This is a genomic window from Microcella alkalica, assembly GCF_014137945.1.
Lineage (GTDB): Bacteria > Actinomycetota > Actinomycetes > Actinomycetales > Microbacteriaceae > Microcella > Microcella alkalica.
The window spans coordinates 340,087-356,599 of the sequence record NZ_JACGWX010000001.1; the positions used below are offsets into that span (position 1 = coordinate 340,087).

Genomic DNA, 16,513 nt, shown 5'->3' on the forward strand with positions numbered 1-16,513 from the left:
CGAGGGAGTACCCATGTTCGACTCGGTCACCGCACTCATCGCCGAGCACGAGGCGCTGCAGGAGCAGCTCGCCGACCCCGCGGTGCACGCCGATGCGGCCCGCTCCAAGAAGCTCAACCGCCGCTACGCGGAGCTCAGCCGCATCGTTCACGCTCACGAGCTGTGGGTGCAGGCGCAGGATGACCTGGTCGCCGCGCGCGAGCTCGCCAAGGAGGACGAGGCCTTCGCCGAGGAGGTCCCGAGCCTCGAGGAGCGCGTCGCGACGACGCAGGAGAAGCTGCGTCGACTGCTGATCCCGCGCGACCCCGACGACGGGCGCGACGTGATCATGGAGATCAAGGGCGGCGAGGGCGGCGAGGAGTCGGCGCTCTTCGCGGCCGACCTGCTGCGCATGTACTCCTACTACGCCGAGTCGCGCGGCTGGAAGGTCGAGGTCCTCGACTCCACGCAGAGCGACATGGGCGGCTTCAAGAACGTCCAGGTGGCGATCAAGTCGAACGCGACCGACCCATCGCAGGGCGTCTGGGCGAGCATGAAATACGAGGGCGGCGTGCACCGCGTCCAGCGCGTGCCGGCCACCGAGTCGCAGGGGCGCATCCACACCTCGACGACCGGCGTCCTCGTCTTCCCCGAGGTGGACGAGCCGGAGGAGGTCGAGATCAGCCAGAACGACCTCAAGATCGACGTATTCCGCTCCTCCGGTCCGGGCGGTCAGAGCGTCAACACGACCGACTCGGCCGTGCGCATCACGCACCTGCCGACCGGCATCGTCGTGTCGATGCAGAACGAGAAGAGCCAGATCCAGAACCGGGAGGCCGCCATGCGCGTCCTCCGCGCGCGCATCCTCGCCAAGCAGCAGGAGGAGATCGACGCCGCGGCGAGCGACGCGCGCAAGAGTCAGATCCGCGGCATGGACCGCTCCGAGCGCATCCGCACCTACAACTTCCCCGAGAACCGCATCGCCGACCACCGGACCGGCTACAAGGCCTACAACCTCGACGCCGTCATGAACGGCGCGATCGGGCCGGTCATCGAGTCGTGCATCCAGGCCGACGAGGAGGCGCGACTCGCCTCCCTCGGCGAGACCGCGTCCTGACCTCGCGCAGGCGCGCTCCCGCATGACCTCCTCCGATCTCGAGTCGCTGCGACGCGACGCGATCGATGCGCTCGCCGTCGCGGGCATCCCCGCGCCGGAGGTCGACGCCGACCTCCTCATCGGGCACGTCCTCGGTCTGTCGCGCGGCGCGGTTCAGGCCCGCGCGCTCACCCGCAGCCCCATCGACGAGCAGGATGCGCGGGTCATCCGCGCCGCGATCGTCCGCCGCGCGACGCGCGAGCCGCTCCAGCACATCACGGGTCTCGCGCCCTTCCGCTCCCTCGAGCTCGCCGTCGGCCCCGGCGTGTTCACGCCCCGCGCCGAGACCGAGTTCGTCGTGCAGTTCGCGATCGACGCCCTCGCCCTCGTGCCGAACCCTGAGCCGCTCGCGGTCGATCTGGGCTCCGGCTCCGGCGCGATCGCCCTGGCGATGGCGACCGAGGTGCAGCACGCGCGCGTCGTTGCGGTCGAGAAGTCACCGGAGGCCCTTCCCTGGACGGCCCGCAACATCGAGCGCCACGGCGACGGCCGCGTGCGCCTCGTGGCGGGCGACCTCGCCGATGCGCTGCCCGAGCTCGACGGCCTCGTGGACGTCGTCGCCTCGAACCCTCCGTACATCCCGCTCGGCGCGGTGCCGCGCGACCCGGAGGTGCGCCTGTTCGATCCGGCCGCGGCGCTCTACTCCGGCGAGGACGGTCTGGATGCCGTGCGCGCCCTCTCGCGGACGGCCCGCCGCCTGCTCCGCCCCGGCGGCGCCCTCGTCATCGAGCACGGCGAGCTTCAGGCCGCCGAGCTCGCCGCGATCCTCCGCGCCGACGGCTTCTCAGCCGTCGCCTGCCACCGCGACCTGCTCGGCCGCGACCGCGCGACGACCGCGCGCCGCTGAGGGATCACACGACGGCGTGCGGGTACTCCGCCGACCGCCCCTGGAACGCCAGGATCGCTGCATTGCGCACGCGGCCATCCTCGATCTCGATCGCACGGCTGATGGTGTCGGAGCCGGCCCAGGATGATGGGCCCTCCATGACGGTGCGGAGGAACGGCATGAGCGCCTCGCTGATCTCCCACGTCGTCGAGTTCCAGAGTAGCGACGGGCTGTGGTCGACGGCGTAGTAGTTCGTGGAGTCGCCGACCGTGAACATCGGATCGGCGAACGAGGTCGGCCGCGCCCAGCTGAAGCCCATGCCCTCGTCGATCGAGACGTCGACGATGAGGCTGCCGGGGCGGAACGCGCCGAGGTCGTCCTCCCGCAGGTACGTCAGTGGGGCATTCGGGTCCTGCAGCGTGCAGTTGACGACGATGTCGTTCGCGGCGAGGAACTCCGGCAGGGCGACCGGGCCGTCATCGGTGTTGACGGTGCTCGCGAACGGCGACTCGGCATCGTGTTCGAACTGCACGATGTCGACCGAGGGGATGGGCGAGCCGACGGCCGCGATGTCGCGGTTCGTGAGCACGCGCACATCGTGGATGCCGTGCGCGTTGAGCGCGGTCACGGCCCCGCGCGCGGTCGCTCCGAACCCGATCACGACCGCGCTGAGGCGGCGGCCGTAGTCGCCCGTCGAGCCGCACAGCTCGAGCGCATGGATCACCGAGCAGTACCCGGCGAGCTCGTTGTTCTTGTGGAACACGTGCAGCCCGAACCCGCCGTCGGAGCGCCAGTGGTTCATCGCCTCCCACGCGATGAGGGTCAGGCGCTTGTCGATCGCGAGCTGGGTGATCGCGCGGTCCTGGACGCAGTGGGGCCAGCCCCAGAGCGTCTGGCCGTCGCGCAGCTCCTCGAGGTCGGCGGTCTGCGGCTTCGGCAGCAGGACGACGTCGGCGAGAGCGATGACCCCGGCGCGCTCGGCCATGCCGCCCACGAGAGGTTCGAGCTCCGCATCCGCGATGCCGAACCGCGACCCGTACCCGCGCTCGAGCGTCATGCGTGCGCGCAGATCGGCGTCGATGCGCTCGAGGTGCCCCGGGTGGATGGGCAGGCGTCGCTCGTCGGGCTTGCGAGAGGTCGCGATGACGCCGAGGCGCAGCGGGCCGGACGCGGGGGAGGGGGAGGTCATACCCCACTGTAGAGCGGGGCCCCGGGCGGCCCCGGGCGCGACTACGCGGCGCGAGCCTCCGCCGCGAACTCCTCGATCGCCGCGCGCAGCCCGGCCGCATCGCGGTAGAGGTGCGCGCTGATGCCGATCGACGCGGCGCCCTCGATGTTCTCGGGCCGGTCATCCGTGAAGAAGGCGCTGCCGGCGGTGACGCCGTAGTGCTCCAGGACGCGCGAGTACACGAGCGGGTCGGGCTTCCGCGCTCCGAAGGCCGCGCTCGCGTGCATGTGCTCGCGGCCCATGATCTCCACGAGCTCGGGCGCGACGACGTGCAGGTGCTCGTGGATGAGAATGCCGTTGTTCGTCAGCAGCGCGACGCGGCCGAGCTCGCTCGCGCGCCGCACCGCCTCGAGCGCAGCGGGCCGGGGCCGCGTCGCCTCCGAGCGGATCCGCACCCACTCCTCGACGGGGATGTCCGCCCCGATCGCGTCGTTCACCGCGGCCAGGTAAGCATCGGGCGTCGCGGGCGTGCCTGCCTCCGCCTGCCACTCCAGCCCGGAGATCCACCACCGGCGCCGCAGCTCGTGCAGGTCGTGCCCGGTGATCTCCGTGAGGTCGGCCATGCGCGTGCGCCAGTCGTAGTCGTAGAGGACGTCGTCCATGTCGAAGAGGAACAGCAGGCTCATGCGCGTAGGTATCCCGTTCGGTCGACCAGGGGGAGGAGGCCGCTCGGCGGCGGCCCGTCAAGCATGCCCCACTACGATGAACGCATCATGACCACCGTGTTCGACTGCTCCGTCGAGGCCGAGCTGCTGGCCGGTCTGCGCGCGGCTCGGGGCGCCATCGGGCGCGGCGAGCTCGTCGTCCTCCCGACCGACACCGTGTACGGCGTCGCCGCCGACGCCTTCCGTCCCGAGGCCGTCCAGCGGCTGCTCGAGGCCAAGGAGCGCGGGCGCGACGCCCCGCCTCCCGTGCTCATCCCGGGCATCCCGACGCTCGCCGCTCTCGCCGAGACGGTGCCGCCGGAGGTCGAGGCCCTCGTCGCCGAGTTCTGGCCGGGCGGGCTCACCGTGATCGTCGAGGCGCGCGAGTCGCTCGTGTGGGATCTCGGCGAGACCCGCGGCACGGTCGCACTGCGCATGCCGGACAACCGTCACGCGCTGCACCTTCTCGCCGACACCGGCCCCCTCGCCGTCTCGAGCGCCAATATCAGCGGGATGCCCGCCGCGCGCACCGCGCAGGAGGCCATCGACATGCTCGGCGACCGCATCGCCGTCTACCTGGACGGCGGCCCTGTGGGGGAGGGGAGCGACCCTGCGCGCGACCCCGGGTCGACGATCGTCGACGCGACGAGCCTCCACCTTCCCGAGGGGCGGCTGCGCATCGTCCGCCACGGCGTCATCCCCGACGACGAGATCGCCCGCGTCGTCGGAGCGGAGCGCCTCGCGTGACCTTCTACGCGCTCGTCGCGCTCATCGCCGCGATCGCGAGCTTCGCGGTCGGCGCGACGGTGCTCGCGCTGAGCCACCGCTTCAAGCTGTACCCGGGCATCCGCGACCGCGACGTGCACACGCGCCCGACTCCGCGACTGGGAGGCATCGGGATCGTGCTCGGCGTCGCGATCGCGCTCGCCGTGGCGTCGCAGATCAGCTGGTTCGAGCGGGTGTACTCCGACCCGTTCCCGATCCTCGCGATCGTAGCGGCCGCGGTCGTCATGCTCGTCGTGGGCGTCGCCGACGATCTGTGGGATCTCGACTGGATGACGAAGCTCGCCAGCCAGATCCTCATCGCGGGTTTCCTGGCGTGGGCGAGCCTGCAGATCGTCTCCCTGCCGATCGGCCCGGAGAACGGCATCACCGTCCTCTCGCCGACCCTCTCGCTCATCGTCACAGTGCTCGCGATCGTGCTCGTGATGAACGCCGTCAACTTCATCGACGGCCTCGACGGCCTCGTCGCCGGCGTCACCCTCATCGCGGGCGGCGTGTTCTTCATCTACAGCTACATCCTGTCGATCACGACGAACCAGTCGGCGTTCAACCTCGCCTCGCTCACCATGGCGGTGCTGCTGGGCGCGACCGCAGGCTTCCTGCCGCTGAACTGGCACCCGGCGAGGATGTTCATGGGCGATGGCGGAGCCCTCGTGGTCGGGATGCTCATGGCCATCTCGACGATCACCGTCACCTCGCAGATCAACCCCAGCTCGATCGATCGCAGTCAGCTCCTGCCGGCGTTCATCCCGCTTCTGCTGCCATTCGCGGTGCTCGTCGTCCCGCTGCTGGACTTCGGCCTCGCGGTGCTCCGCCGGCTGCGCGCGGGCAAGTCGCCGTTCAGCGCTGACCGCCTGCATCTGCACCACCGCCTGCTCGACATGGGGCACAGCCACTTCCATGCGGTGCTGATCTTCTACGCGTGGACCGCGGTCATCGCGGTCGGAACCCTGCTGTTCATGTTCGTGCCGTGGGAGTGGGCGCTCACGGCGGTCATCCTCGGGCTCATCGCATGCACGGTCGTCACGCTCGCCCCCCTCAGCGCGCGGAAGCGCGCGGAGGCCGCGGCGCAGTCGAGCCACGATGCCCACGGTCCTCTCGCGCGATTCGACCCGCTCGACGCCGCCGCACCGCCCATCGACACCGAGTTCGACGAGAACGACCCCGTGTTCGACACCCTGACCCGATCCCGTCGCCAGCCGGAGGAGACCCGATGACCGCCGCCGACCGCCCCCGCACCTCTGCGGCTCCCGCTCTGCGGCTGTCGCTGATCTACGGCGCCTCGCTGAGCGTCGCGATCGCCGTCGTCGGCAGCGTCGTCGGCGCTCTCGTCGCCGAGCTGCCCGGGCTTCTGAGCGGTCTCATCGGCGCCGGCATGGGGTTCGTGTTCCTCGCCGTGACCGCGGGCAGCATCCTGCTCGCCGACCGCGTGACGAAGGGAGATCTCCTGTCGCCCGCGTACTTCGGCATCGTGCTGGGCGCCTGGCTGCTCAAGTTCGCCTTGTTCCTCGCCCTCGTGTTCACGCTCCGCGACGCGACCTTCGTGGAGCCGACGGTCCTCTTCGTCACCCTCGTGATCGCCGTGCTCGGCGGTCTCGTCGTCGACCTGATCGCCGTCTCGCGGGCGCGCATCCCGTACGTCAGCGACGCCCGCCCGATCGCCCCCCAATAGCACGCCGAGCGGCCTCGTCGAGGTCGCCGCGCGGGCATCCGCGCACCCGATGCCGATTCGGTCGAGGCCCTTTTCCTTGATAGGGTGAGGTCAACTGCCGATCGCCGCGGCACACCTGTGTGCCGCCCCGATTCTGGAGACTCCCCTGAGCGCTGCCGCCCTGATCCCCCTGCTCCCGTTCGCGACCGAAGATGGTTCCGAGGGAGGCTTCTCGGGTCCGTCGATCCTCGATTTCTTCCCTCCCGCGGTGCTCTTCGAGGGCACGCCCTTCGAGCTCAACCGCATCATGATCCTGCGCCTCGTCGTGGTCGCGCTGCTGATCCTCCTGTTCTGGCTCGGCACCCGGAAGATGCAGCTCGTCCCCGGCCGCTTCCAGGGCACCGTCGAGATGGGTCTCGACCTCGTGCGCGTCAACATCGCGGAGGACCTGCTCGGCAAGAAGGACGGCCGCCGCTTCCTTCCCCTGCTGACGACGATCTTCTTCCTCGTGCTATTCATGAACCTCACGGGCATCATCCCGGGCATCAACATCGCGGGAACCTCGGTCATCGGCCTCCCGCTCGTGCTCGCGGTGGCCTCGTACGTCGCGTTCATCTACGCGGGTCTGCGCAAGCACCCCGGCGCGTTCCTCCGCAACGCGCTGTTCCCGCCCGGTGTGCCGTGGCCGCTCTACATCATCGTGACGCCGATCGAGTTCGTCTCGATGTTCATCCTGCGTCCGATCACCCTCACGCTCCGACTCCTCATGAACATGGTCGTCGGCCATCTGCTGCTCGTGCTGTTCTTCTCCGCCTCGGCCTTCTTCATGACCGACCTCGGCGGCGGCTGGATCCTCGCGGGCGTCGGCACGCAGCTCTTCGGCGTGGCCTTCACCTTCTTCGAGATTCTCGTCTCGGTTCTGCAGGCCTACGTCTTCACCCTCTTGACCGCTGTCTACCTCCAGCTCGCGCTGGCGGAAGAGCACTAGGCCGGGCTCCCGCCCGGTTCATCCAACACGGAAGGAAACACCCCTCGTGGACGCAAACACTGTTCTCGCTGAGCTCGAAGGCAACATCGCGACGGTCGGCTACGGCCTCGCCGCGATCGGCCCGGCCATCGGCGTGGGCATCGTTGTCGGCAAGACGATCGAGTCGGTCGCTCGCCAGCCCGAGCTCCAGGGCCGTCTGACGGTCCTCATGTACATCGGTATCGCGTTCACCGAGGCGCTCGCCTTCATCGGTATCGCGACCTACTTCATCTTCGTCTAAGGGATCGCTCGTGCTTGAGGCACTCACCATCGCGGCGGAGGAGACGGTCAACCCGCTCCTTCCGGCGTGGTACGACATCGTCTACTCGATCATCCCGTTCCTGCTGGTCCTGTTCGTGTTCTGGAAGGTCGTTCTTCCGCGCATGCAGGCGACGCTCGACGAGCGCAGCGCCAAGATCGAGGGCGGCATCAAGCAGGCCGAGTCGGCGCAGGCCGAGGCGAAGGCCGCGCTCGAGGAGTACAACAAGCTCCTCGCCGAGGCCCGCGCCGAGGCGTCGAAGATCCGCGAGCAGGCCCGCGTCGATGGCGGAGCCATCCTCGCCGACCTCAAGGAGCAGGCGAGCGCCGAGGCTGCGCGCATCACCGCCACGGCTCAGCAGCAGATCGAGGCCGAGCGTCAGGCGGCTCTCGTCTCGCTCCGCGCCGAGGTCGGCACGCTCGCTCTCGATCTCGCGAGCGGCGTCATCGGCGAGTCGCTCACCGACGACAAGAAGGCCACGGCCATCGTCGACCGCTTCCTCGCCGACCTCGAGGCCTCCGAGAAGGCGGCCAAGTAGGCATGGGCTCAGCTACGAGAAGCGCCCTCGAGTCGGCCCGCGCGCAGCTGGCCGCCTCGACGGGCATCGATCTCGCCGCCGGAGAGCAGCTGCTCGTCGCGGCTCGCACGATCGGCTCCTCGACCCAGCTCACGAGCGCTCTGACCGATTGTTCGGTCGAGCCCGAGGCGAAGGCCGAGCTCATCGGCTCGATCTTCGGCGGGTTCACGGCTCCGGCCCGCGCTCTGCTCGAGGGCATGGTCGCGAACCGCTGGTCGAGCGGCGACGAGCTGCTCGCCGGCATCGAGGAGATCGGTATCCGGGCCGTCGCCCAGTCGGCTCCGGCGTCGGTCGAGGTCGAGAGCGAGCTGTTCGCGTTCGGTCGCGCCGTCGCATCGGATGCTGAGCTCGAGCTCGCGATCGGCAGCAAGCGCGGCGAGGCCGAGGGCAAGCTGTCGCTCGTGCAGAGCCTGCTCGGCCGCGCGGCGAGCCCGCAGACCATCGCGATCGCCGGACATCTCGTCCAGCAGCCGCGCGGTCGTCGCATCGGCGCCCTCGTGCGCCACGGCGCCGCGCTCGTCGCCGATGTCGCCGGGAAGGGCGTCGCGACCGTCACGGTCGCGCAGCCGCTCACCGACGCTCAGCGCGACGCGATCAGCGCGAGCCTCGAGCGCCGCTACGGCCGCGCGTTCACGCTCGACCAGGTTATCGATCCCGCCGTCATCGGCGGCGCTCGCGTCCAGGTCGGCGATGAGGTCATCGACGGCAGCGTCGCGGCCCGACTGACCGAACTCAAGCTCCGGCTGGCCGGCTAGGCCTTCGCCGTCACACCAGAACGGGCCCTCGCCGGGCTCGAACGAAAAGGGAAGAACATGGCAGAACTGACGATCAGCCCGGACGAGATCCGCGACGCGCTGAAGAACTTCGCCAAGGGCTACGCTCCCGGCGCAGCGGTCGCGACCGAGGTCGGCCGCGTCACCGACGCCGGTGACGGCGTCGCGCACGTCGAGGGCCTCCCGGGCGTCATGGCGAACGAGCTCATCCGCTTCGCCGACGGCACCCTGGGCCTGGCGCAGAACCTCGACGAGAACGAGATCGGCGTCGTCATCCTCGGCGAGTTCACCGGCATCGTCGAGGGCATGGAGGTGACCCGCACCGGCGAGGTCCTCTCCGTCCCCGTGGGCGACGGCTACCTCGGCCGCGTGGTCGACCCGCTCGGCGCGCCCATCGACGGCCTCGGCGACATCGCGTCGGAGGGCCGCCGCGCTCTCGAGCTCCAGGCCCCCGGCGTCATGCAGCGCAAGAGCGTGCACGAGCCCCTTCAGACCGGCATCAAGGCGATCGACGCCATGATCCCCGTCGGGCGCGGCCAGCGTCAGCTCATCATCGGCGACCGCCAGACCGGCAAGACGGCGATCGCGATCGACACGATCATCAACCAGAAGTCCAACTGGGAGTCGGGCGACGTCTCGAAGCAGGTTCGCTGCATCTACGTCGCCATCGGCCAGAAGGGCTCGACGATCGCCGCGGTCAAGGGCGCGCTCGAAGAGGCCGGCGCGATGGAGTACACGACGATCGTCGCCGCTCCCGCGTCCGACCCCGCGGGCTTCAAGTACCTCGCCCCCTACACCGGTTCGGCCATCGGCCAGCACTGGATGTACGGCGGCAAGCACGTCCTCATCATCTTCGACGACCTGTCGAAGCAGGCCGAGGCCTACCGCGCCGTGTCGCTCATCCTCCGTCGTCCCCCGGGGCGCGAGGCCTACCCCGGCGACGTCTTCTACCTGCACTCCCGTCTGCTCGAGCGCTGCGCGAAGCTCTCGGACGAGCTCGGCGCGGGATCGATGACGGGCCTCCCGATCATCGAGACCAAGGCCAACGACGTCTCCGCGTACATCCCGACGAACGTGATCTCGATCACCGACGGCCAGATCTTCCTGCAGTCCGACCTCTTCAACGCCAACCAGCGCCCCGCGGTCGACGTCGGAATCTCGGTCTCGCGCGTCGGTGGTGACGCCCAGGTGAAGAGCATCAAGAAGGTCTCGGGAACGCTCAAGCTCGAGCTCGCGCAGTACCGCTCGCTCGAGGCGTTCGCGATGTTTGCCTCCGACCTCGACGCGGCCAGCCGTCGTCAGCTCGCTCGCGGCGCTCGCCTCACGGAGCTCCTGCGCCAGCCGCAGTACTCGCCCTACCCCGTCGAGGAGCAGGTCGTCTCGATCTGGGCAGGCACGAAGGGCAAGCTCGACAACCTCGAGGTCTCCGACGTGCTCCGCTTCGAGCGCGAGCTGCTCGACCACCTCCACCGCAACACCTCGATCCTCACGACGCTGCGCGACAGCAACGTGCTCGATGGCGACACCGAGGCCGAGCTCGAGAAGGCCGTCGACGCCTTCGTGCTCGAGTTCCAGGGCGGCGCGAACGGCGGCGTGCACGCGGGCCACGAGGAGTTCGACGAGACCGAGGCGGAAGACATCAACCAGGAGAAGATCGTCCGCCGCAAGCGCTAGGTCGCGACGGCGGGCCCGCACCGACACGGAGCAGGGCCCGCCGCCCACCGGCACCGAACATCCTCACCCCCCGACAGAAAGAGAGACATGGGAGCGCAGCTTCGGGTCTACCGGCAGAAGATCAGGTCTGCCCAGACGACCAAGAAGATCACGCGTGCGATGGAGCTCATCTCCGCCTCGCGGATCCAGAAGGCTCAGGCGCGCATGGCCGCGTCGGCGCCCTACGCACGTGCGGTGACCCGCGCCGTCTCGGCCGTGGCCACGTACTCGAACGTCGACCACGTCCTCACGACCGAGCGCGAGAACCCGCGCCGGGCGGCCGTCGTCGTGTTCTCCTCCGACCGCGGTCTCGCGGGCGGCTTCAGCTCGCAGGTCATCCGTGAGGCGAACGAGCTGCGCACGCGGCTCGAGGGCGAGGGCCTCGAGGTCGTCAACTACCTCGTCGGCCGCAAGGCCGTCCAGTACTACGCATTCCGTCGCCGCACTGCGGCGAAGGAGTGGATGGGCGGAACCGACCAGCCGACGTTCGAGACCGCGAAGGACATCGCCGACACTCTCGTCGACGCCTTCATCGCCAGCGGCGAGAACGAGGGCGTGGACGAGATCCACATCGTCTACAACCGCTTCGTGAGCCTCGTGACGCAGACGCCCGAGATCGTGCGCGTGCTGCCTCTCGAGATCGTCGATGGGGTCGAGGAGCCGGGCGAGAGCGACGTCCTGCCGCTGTACGAGTTCGAGCCGGAGGTCGACGATGTCCTCGGCGCCCTCCTGCCCGTCTACATCGAGAGCCGCATCTTCAACGCGATGCTGCAGTCGGCGGCATCCGAGCACGCCGCACGTCAGAAGGCCATGAAGTCGGCCACCGACAACGCGGACAAGCTCATCCGCGAGTACACCCGACTGGCGAACAACGCTCGCCAGGCCGAGATCACCCAGCAGATTTCCGAGATCGTGGGCGGCGCAGACGCCCTCGTCTCGGCGAAGTAAGCACCGAGAAAAAGGGACGAACCCATGACCACGACTGCTCCGGCCGAGAAGGCCCCCACCACGAGCGCCGGCGTCGGCCGCATCGCTCGCGTGACGGGCCCCGTTGTCGACATCGAGTTCCCGCACGACGCTATCCCGGGCATCTACAACGCCCTGCAGACGACGATCACGATCGGTGACGAGTCGACCGTGCTCACGCTCGAGGTCGCTCAGCACCTCGGCGATGACCTCGTCCGCGCGATCGCGCTCAAGCCGACCGACGGACTCGTCCGCGGCCAGGAGGTGCGCGACACGGGCGAGGCGATCACCGTCCCCGTTGGCGACGTCACCAAGGGCAAGGTCTTCAACGTCCTCGGCGAGGTCCTCAACGGCGAGCCCGGTGCGGCCGTCGAGGTCTCGGAGCGTTGGCCGATCCACCGCAAGCCGCCGTCGTTCGATCAGCTCGAGTCGAAGACGCAGCTCTTCGAGACCGGCATCAAGGTCATCGACCTCCTCACCCCGTACGTGCAGGGTGGCAAGATCGGCCTCTTCGGCGGTGCCGGTGTCGGCAAGACCGTCCTGATCCAGGAGATGATCCAGCGTGTCGCGCAGGATCACGGCGGTGTTTCGGTGTTCGCCGGTGTCGGCGAGCGCACCCGTGAGGGAAACGACCTCATCCACGAGATGGAGGAGGCGGGCGTCTTCGACAAGACCGCACTCGTCTTCGGCCAGATGGACGAGCCGCCGGGAACGCGTCTCCGCGTCGCCCTCTCGGCGCTCACGATGGCCGAGTACTTCCGCGACGTGCAGAAGCAGGACGTCCTGCTCTTCATCGACAACATCTTCCGCTTCACGCAGGCCGGCTCGGAGGTCTCGACCCTCCTCGGCCGCATGCCCTCCGCGGTGGGCTACCAGCCAAACCTCGCCGACGAGATGGGCATCCTGCAGGAGCGCATCACCTCCACGCGCGGTCACTCGATCACCTCGCTGCAGGCGATCTACGTCCCCGCCGACGACTACACCGACCCGGCCCCGGCCACGACGTTCGCGCACCTCGACGCCACGACCGAGCTCAGCCGCGAGATCGCGTCGAAGGGTCTGTACCCGGCCGTCGACCCGCTCACCTCGACGTCGCGCATCCTCGACCCCCGCTACTTGGGCGAGGACCACTACCGCGTCGCCACGACGGTAAAGGCGATCCTGCAGAAGAACAAGGAGCTGCAGGAGATCATCGCCATCCTCGGTGTCGACGAGCTCAGCGAGGAGGACAAGATCACGGTGTCGCGTGCGCGCCGGATCCAGCAGTTCCTCTCGCAGAACACCTACATGGCCAAGAAGTTCACGGGTGTGGAGGGCTCGACCGTTCCGCTCAAGGAGACGATCGAGTCGTTCGACGCGATCGCCAAGGGCGAGTTCGACCACGTGGCCGAGCAGGCCTTCTTCAACGTCGGCGCGATCAGCGACGTCGAGGAGAAGTGGGCTCAGATTCAGAAGGAGAACGGCTGATCATGGCCGAGCTCACCGTGAGCGTCGTCTCGGCTGACCGCGAGGTCTGGTCGGGGACCGCGAAGCAGATCGTCGCCCGTACGACCGAGGGTGAGATCGGCATCCTGCCCGGCCACGAGCCGATCCTCGGCATCCTGAGCGCGGGCGAGGTGCGGATCACGCCGGTGAGCGGCGCGCCGCTCACCGCGCGCGCGGAGGACGGCTTCCTCTCGGTCGAGAACGACACCGTGACGATCGTCGCGGGCCAGGCCGAGCTCGTCTCCTGACGTGTCGAGCTCCGGAGCCCCTCGGGGCGCCGGGCAGCGGGCGGACGCGTCGTGACGACGCTCATCCTCCCGCCCTCCGAGACCAAGCGTGACGGCGGAGCCGCGGGGTCGTGCTTGGATCTCACGGCTCTGTCGTTCCCTGATCTGACGGATGCCCGGCGCGACGTCCTCGACGCGCTCGCATCGCTTCTCTCCGACGATGAGGCCGCCGCGCGCGCTCTGAAGCTCTCGGCGCGAGCGGCCGACCGAGAGCTCGCTCGCGACCGGGCGGTTCGAGCGACCCCGACCATGGCCGCCATGGACCGCTACACGGGTGTCCTGTACGACGCTCTCGGCGCCTCGGTTCTGTCGCCCTCAGCACGAGCTCGCGCCCACCGGCACGTGCTCGTGCACTCGGCGCTGCTGGGTCTCGTCGGCGCAGGCGACCTGCTCCCCGCCTATCGGCTCTCCCACGACTCCCGTCTGCCGGGCCTGGCGCTCAAGCGGCATTGGAGCGCCGCGAACGCTGCGGTCCTCGCCTCTCTCGACGGGCCGATCCTCGATCTCCGGTCGGAGGGCTACGCCGCTCTGGGCCCGCTGCCCGAACGGGACGACGCGCTCTTCGTCCGTGTCGTCTCGATCGGGGAGGACGGGGCCGCCAGAGCGCTAAACCATTTCAACAAGAAGGGCAAGGGAGCCTTCGTGCGCGATCTGCTCGAGCACGGACCTCTGCCGGAGACGATCACGGACGTCATCGCGGCGGCAGGGGAGTGCGGGTGGCCGCTGCGTCCTGGTGCTCCCGGCGAGCTCGAGCTCGTCGTTCCCGCGACCCTGGAGGGATTCGCCGCCGCGAGCTGATGGCAGAGCCTTCGGGCGGCTGCCGCGCGGGCGCCGGCCGACTCATCCGCTGACGCGCCAGCAACCGGCGAGGTGATCGTCGACGAGACCCGACGACTGCATGAGCGCGTAGGCGGTCGTCGGGCCCACGAACCGGAGACCTCGTGCCTTGAGCACTCGGGCCAGCGCGATCGATTCGGGCGTGGTCGCCGGGATCTCGGAGAGTGATCGCGGTCGTGCGCGGCGGGAGGCGGGCGCATGCGACCAGATGAGCGCATCGAGAGCACCCGGCTCCTCGCGCACCCACGGCGCGATGACTCGAGCGTTGGCGATCGTGGCGGCGATCTTCGCGCGATTGCGGATGATGCCCGCGTCGGCCGTGAGTCGCTCGACGTCGCTCTCATCGAAGGAGGCGACGACCTCCGGATCGAAGCCGGCGAATGCAGAGCGGAAGGCGGCGCGGCGCTTCAGGATCGTGATCCAGGACAGCCCGGACTGGAAGGCCTCGAGGCTGAGCTTCTCGAACAGGGCGCGGTCGCCGCGGAGCTCGCGGCCCCACTCCTCATCGTGGTACCTCCGGTACTCGACATCATTGCCGACCCAGCCGCAGCGCTCGCGGCCGTCGTCGGCGGCGAAGAGGTCGGTTCGGATCGGCATCAGCGGTGCGCGATGCCCTCGTGATCGAGCAGCCACGCCTTCGTGGGGACCCCGCGGCCAGCGCTGTAGCCCGTGATGCGTCGGTCGCCGGCGAGGACCCGGTGGCAGGGGACGAGCAGCGGGACGGGGTTGGCTCCGACAGCTCCGCCGACGGCGCGACCTGCGGTCGCTCGGCCGGTCGCGCGGCCGAGCTCACCGTAGCTGCGCACCTCGCCGAACGGGATGGCGTCGAGCTCGGCCCAGATCGCGCGCTGAAAGGCGGTGCCGCCGAGTCGAATCGGCACGTCGAAGTCGTGACGATCTCCGGCGAAGTACTCGCGCAGCTGGGAGGCCGCGCGCTCCAGGACGGCCGTCGGCGCATCGGGCGCCTCGCCGCCGCGGAACCCCTGGGCCGTCTCGATCTCGAGCCGGGTGACCGCCTCGTCATCGCCGAGGAGGAGGATGCGGCCGAGCGGCGAGTCGACGACGAGTCGACCGGTCGTGGGCGGCGCCACCGCGGGCGCCACCGCGGGCGCTGCGGCGGCGGACTCCGGCGCGGTCGAGTCGGTGAGCGGGGCGGGGACGGCGGGGGCGGTGGTGCTCGTCATGTCCACAGGCTAATCGCCCCGTGGCATCCCCGACCGGCGGGAATCGGACGCGGGGGACGGACGCGCGGAGGAGCACAGCTCGGGAGGAGCGGCGCAGCCGGCTCCCGCTCGACTGCGCCAGGATGGAGGGATGAGCGAGATGACCCACCGCACCCTCGGCCGCTCCGGGCTCCGCGTGTCGACGATCGGCCTCGGCTGCAACAACTTCGGTCGCCCGGGCAGCGCGACCGAGACTCAGGAGGGCACGGCGCGCGTGCTGCACGCCGCCCTCGACGCGGGGATCACCCTCCTCGACGGCGCCGACATCTACGGCTACGCCTACGGCCGCAGCGAGACGATGATGGGCGAAGCGCTGAAGGGTCACCGCGACGAGGTCGTGCTCGCGACGAAGTTCGGTCACGCCGACTACGAGAGCCCGATCCCGCACTGGGGCGCGAAGGGCTCGCGCCGCTACATCCGCCTCGCCGTCGAGGGCAGCCTGCGGCGTCTGCAGACCGACTGGATCGACCTGTACCAGTTCCACACTCCCGACCCCGCGACGCCGATCGAGGAGACCATCGCCGCGCTCGACGAGCTCGTCGACGAGGGCAAGATCCGCTACTTCGGGCATTCCAACTTCGCCGCCTGGCAGCTCGTCGAGGCCGACCTCGTCGCCGAGTTGCACGGCCATGAACGCTTCATCTCCGCCCAGAACGAATACAGCCTGCTCACGCGCGGCGCCGACCGCGAGCTCCTGCCGGCCGCCGCGGCTCGCGGCGTCGGAGTCCTGCCCTACTTCCCGCTCTACAACGGCCTGTTCACGGGGAAGTTCACGCGCGACGGCGGGCCGGCCGACTCGCGCATCATGCGGCAGCGCCCGCATCTGGTCGAGAACGCGCCGTGGGACCGCGTCGAGGCCTACGCGGCCTTCTGCGAGAGCAGAGGGGTCGGGATGCTCGAGGCGACGGTCGGCTGGCTGCTGAGCCGCCCTGCCATCGCGAGCGTCATCGCGGGTGCCACGACGCCCGAGCAGGTCACGCAGAACGCGGCGGCAGCGGATGCGTGGACGCCCACGCCCGACGATCTTGCGGCCATCGACGAGATCCTGCCCACGAACGACGTGCTGACGAGCTACTGACGTGACGACGCGGCGGCGTCT

19 protein-coding genes are annotated in these 16,513 nt (G+C 69.6%); 15 read left to right on the forward strand and 4 right to left on the reverse strand.

Annotation, left to right across the window (positions count from 1 at the left end; translation table 11 throughout):
• Nucleotides 1-13: 13 nt before the first annotated feature.
• On the forward strand, nucleotides 14-1,096 hold the full coding sequence (prfA, locus tag FHX53_RS01645; protein WP_182489580.1) for a peptide chain release factor 1: 1,083 nt from the start codon (nucleotides 14-16) through the stop codon (nucleotides 1,094-1,096).
• 22 nt (nucleotides 1,097-1,118) lie between these two features.
• Complete coding sequence (gene prmC, locus FHX53_RS01650; protein WP_182489582.1) at nucleotides 1,119-1,982, forward strand: peptide chain release factor N(5)-glutamine methyltransferase; 864 nt, start codon at nucleotides 1,119-1,121, stop codon at nucleotides 1,980-1,982.
• Nucleotides 1,983-1,986: 4 nt separating this feature from the next.
• On the opposite strand, the gene FHX53_RS01655 is transcribed toward prmC, so the two are convergent.
• Both FHX53_RS01655 and FHX53_RS01660 read right to left on the reverse strand, forming a co-directional pair.
• The gene (locus tag FHX53_RS01655; protein ID WP_182489584.1) at nucleotides 1,987-3,150 is read right to left on the reverse strand and encodes a N(5)-(carboxyethyl)ornithine synthase; all 1,164 of its coding nucleotides are present in this window, start codon (nucleotides 3,148-3,150) and stop codon (nucleotides 1,987-1,989) included.
• 41 nt (nucleotides 3,151-3,191) lie between these two features.
• Complete coding sequence (locus FHX53_RS01660; RefSeq protein WP_182489586.1) at nucleotides 3,192-3,815, reverse strand: HAD family hydrolase; 624 nt, start codon at nucleotides 3,813-3,815, stop codon at nucleotides 3,192-3,194.
• Between the two features lie 87 nt (nucleotides 3,816-3,902).
• Here FHX53_RS01660 and FHX53_RS01665 point away from each other — a divergent pair, with 87 nt between their 5' ends.
• The 12 genes from FHX53_RS01665 to FHX53_RS01720 all read left to right on the forward strand — a co-directional run bounded on the left by FHX53_RS01665 (nucleotide 3,903) and on the right by FHX53_RS01720 (nucleotide 14,152).
• A complete protein-coding gene (locus tag FHX53_RS01665) occupies nucleotides 3,903-4,580 on the forward strand; it encodes an L-threonylcarbamoyladenylate synthase (RefSeq protein WP_182489588.1) in 678 nt (225 codons plus the stop codon).
• On the forward strand, nucleotides 4,577-5,833 hold the full coding sequence (locus FHX53_RS01670) for an MraY family glycosyltransferase (RefSeq protein WP_182489590.1): 1,257 nt from the start codon (nucleotides 4,577-4,579) through the stop codon (nucleotides 5,831-5,833). Before FHX53_RS01665 ends, FHX53_RS01670 begins: the two co-directional genes overlap by 4 nt.
• Nucleotides 5,830-6,288 carry a Cg1360 family ATP-synthase-associated protein gene (locus FHX53_RS01675; protein WP_182489592.1) on the forward strand — a complete coding sequence of 153 codons (459 nt, stop codon included), beginning with the start codon at nucleotides 5,830-5,832 and terminating at the stop codon, nucleotides 6,286-6,288. Before FHX53_RS01670 ends, FHX53_RS01675 begins: the two co-directional genes overlap by 4 nt.
• Before the next feature lie 160 nt (nucleotides 6,289-6,448).
• Entirely contained in the window at nucleotides 6,449-7,255 is an 807-nt protein-coding gene (atpB, locus tag FHX53_RS01680) for a F0F1 ATP synthase subunit A (RefSeq protein WP_182490100.1), read from the forward strand.
• 46 nt (nucleotides 7,256-7,301) lie between these two features.
• The gene (gene atpE, locus FHX53_RS01685) at nucleotides 7,302-7,535 is read left to right on the forward strand and encodes an ATP synthase F0 subunit C (RefSeq protein WP_182489594.1); all 234 of its coding nucleotides are present in this window, start codon (nucleotides 7,302-7,304) and stop codon (nucleotides 7,533-7,535) included.
• 10 nt (nucleotides 7,536-7,545) lie between these two features.
• A complete protein-coding gene (locus tag FHX53_RS01690) occupies nucleotides 7,546-8,091 on the forward strand; it encodes a F0F1 ATP synthase subunit B (protein WP_182489596.1) in 546 nt (181 codons plus the stop codon).
• Between the two features lie 2 nt (nucleotides 8,092-8,093).
• On the forward strand, nucleotides 8,094-8,885 hold the full coding sequence (locus tag FHX53_RS01695) for a F0F1 ATP synthase subunit delta (RefSeq protein ID WP_182489598.1): 792 nt from the start codon (nucleotides 8,094-8,096) through the stop codon (nucleotides 8,883-8,885).
• A gap of 57 nt (nucleotides 8,886-8,942) precedes the next feature.
• Nucleotides 8,943-10,577 (forward strand): F0F1 ATP synthase subunit alpha, encoded by a 1,635-nt coding sequence (gene atpA / locus FHX53_RS01700; RefSeq protein ID WP_182489600.1) that lies wholly within the window; start codon nucleotides 8,943-8,945, stop codon nucleotides 10,575-10,577.
• Nucleotides 10,578-10,664: 87 nt separating this feature from the next.
• The gene (locus FHX53_RS01705) at nucleotides 10,665-11,564 is read left to right on the forward strand and encodes a F0F1 ATP synthase subunit gamma (protein ID WP_182489602.1); all 900 of its coding nucleotides are present in this window, start codon (nucleotides 10,665-10,667) and stop codon (nucleotides 11,562-11,564) included.
• Between the two features lie 24 nt (nucleotides 11,565-11,588).
• A complete protein-coding gene (gene atpD / locus FHX53_RS01710) occupies nucleotides 11,589-13,049 on the forward strand; it encodes a F0F1 ATP synthase subunit beta (RefSeq protein WP_182489604.1) in 1,461 nt (486 codons plus the stop codon).
• Between the two features lie 2 nt (nucleotides 13,050-13,051).
• Nucleotides 13,052-13,315, forward strand: a complete 264-nt coding sequence (locus FHX53_RS01715) for a F0F1 ATP synthase subunit epsilon (protein WP_182489606.1) — start codon at nucleotides 13,052-13,054, stop codon at nucleotides 13,313-13,315.
• Nucleotides 13,316-13,366: 51 nt separating this feature from the next.
• On the forward strand, nucleotides 13,367-14,152 hold the full coding sequence (locus FHX53_RS01720; RefSeq protein WP_182489609.1) for a peroxide stress protein YaaA: 786 nt from the start codon (nucleotides 13,367-13,369) through the stop codon (nucleotides 14,150-14,152).
• 42 nt (nucleotides 14,153-14,194) lie between these two features.
• Here FHX53_RS01720 and FHX53_RS01725 read toward each other — a convergent pair whose 3' ends face one another.
• Both FHX53_RS01725 and FHX53_RS01730 read right to left on the reverse strand, forming a co-directional pair.
• Nucleotides 14,195-14,788 carry a DNA-3-methyladenine glycosylase I gene (locus FHX53_RS01725; RefSeq protein WP_182489611.1) on the reverse strand — a complete coding sequence of 198 codons (594 nt, stop codon included), beginning with the start codon at nucleotides 14,786-14,788 and terminating at the stop codon, nucleotides 14,195-14,197.
• Nucleotides 14,788-15,375, reverse strand: a complete 588-nt coding sequence (locus tag FHX53_RS01730) for a methylated-DNA--[protein]-cysteine S-methyltransferase (RefSeq protein ID WP_182489613.1) — start codon at nucleotides 15,373-15,375, stop codon at nucleotides 14,788-14,790. Before FHX53_RS01730 ends, FHX53_RS01725 begins: the two co-directional genes overlap by 1 nt.
• Before the next feature lie 130 nt (nucleotides 15,376-15,505).
• Here FHX53_RS01730 and FHX53_RS01735 point away from each other — a divergent pair, with 130 nt between their 5' ends.
• On the forward strand, nucleotides 15,506-16,492 hold the full coding sequence (locus FHX53_RS01735) for an aldo/keto reductase (RefSeq protein ID WP_182489615.1): 987 nt from the start codon (nucleotides 15,506-15,508) through the stop codon (nucleotides 16,490-16,492).
• Nucleotides 16,493-16,513 lie beyond the last annotated feature (21 nt).

What these genes read in the sequence shown, in the direction of transcription:
- atpA (WP_182489600.1), top strand. Translation starts at nt 8,943, where the DNA reads ATGGCAGAACTGACGATCAGCCCGGACGAGATCCGCGACGCGCTGAAG.
- FHX53_RS01695 (WP_182489598.1), top strand. Translation starts at nt 8,094, where the DNA reads ATGGGCTCAGCTACGAGAAGCGCCCTCGAGTCGGCCCGCGCGCAGCTG.
- prmC (WP_182489582.1), top strand. Translation starts at nt 1,119, where the DNA reads ATGACCTCCTCCGATCTCGAGTCGCTGCGACGCGACGCGATCGATGCG.
- FHX53_RS01715 (WP_182489606.1), top strand. Translation starts at nt 13,052, where the DNA reads ATGGCCGAGCTCACCGTGAGCGTCGTCTCGGCTGACCGCGAGGTCTGG.
- FHX53_RS01735 (WP_182489615.1), top strand. Translation starts at nt 15,506, where the DNA reads ATGAGCGAGATGACCCACCGCACCCTCGGCCGCTCCGGGCTCCGCGTG.
- atpD (WP_182489604.1), top strand. Translation starts at nt 11,589, where the DNA reads ATGACCACGACTGCTCCGGCCGAGAAGGCCCCCACCACGAGCGCCGGC.
- FHX53_RS01665 (WP_182489588.1), top strand. Translation starts at nt 3,903, where the DNA reads ATGACCACCGTGTTCGACTGCTCCGTCGAGGCCGAGCTGCTGGCCGGT.
- FHX53_RS01655 (WP_182489584.1), bottom strand. Translation starts at nt 3,150, where the DNA reads ATGACCTCCCCCTCCCCCGCGTCCGGCCCGCTGCGCCTCGGCGTCATC.
- prfA (WP_182489580.1), top strand. Translation starts at nt 14, where the DNA reads ATGTTCGACTCGGTCACCGCACTCATCGCCGAGCACGAGGCGCTGCAG.
- FHX53_RS01725 (WP_182489611.1), bottom strand. Translation starts at nt 14,788, where the DNA reads ATGCCGATCCGAACCGACCTCTTCGCCGCCGACGACGGCCGCGAGCGC.
- FHX53_RS01705 (WP_182489602.1), top strand. Translation starts at nt 10,665, where the DNA reads ATGGGAGCGCAGCTTCGGGTCTACCGGCAGAAGATCAGGTCTGCCCAG.
- FHX53_RS01660 (WP_182489586.1), bottom strand. Translation starts at nt 3,815, where the DNA reads ATGAGCCTGCTGTTCCTCTTCGACATGGACGACGTCCTCTACGACTAC.
- FHX53_RS01675 (WP_182489592.1), top strand. Translation starts at nt 5,830, where the DNA reads ATGACCGCCGCCGACCGCCCCCGCACCTCTGCGGCTCCCGCTCTGCGG.
- FHX53_RS01730 (WP_182489613.1), bottom strand. Translation starts at nt 15,375, where the DNA reads ATGACGAGCACCACCGCCCCCGCCGTCCCCGCCCCGCTCACCGACTCG.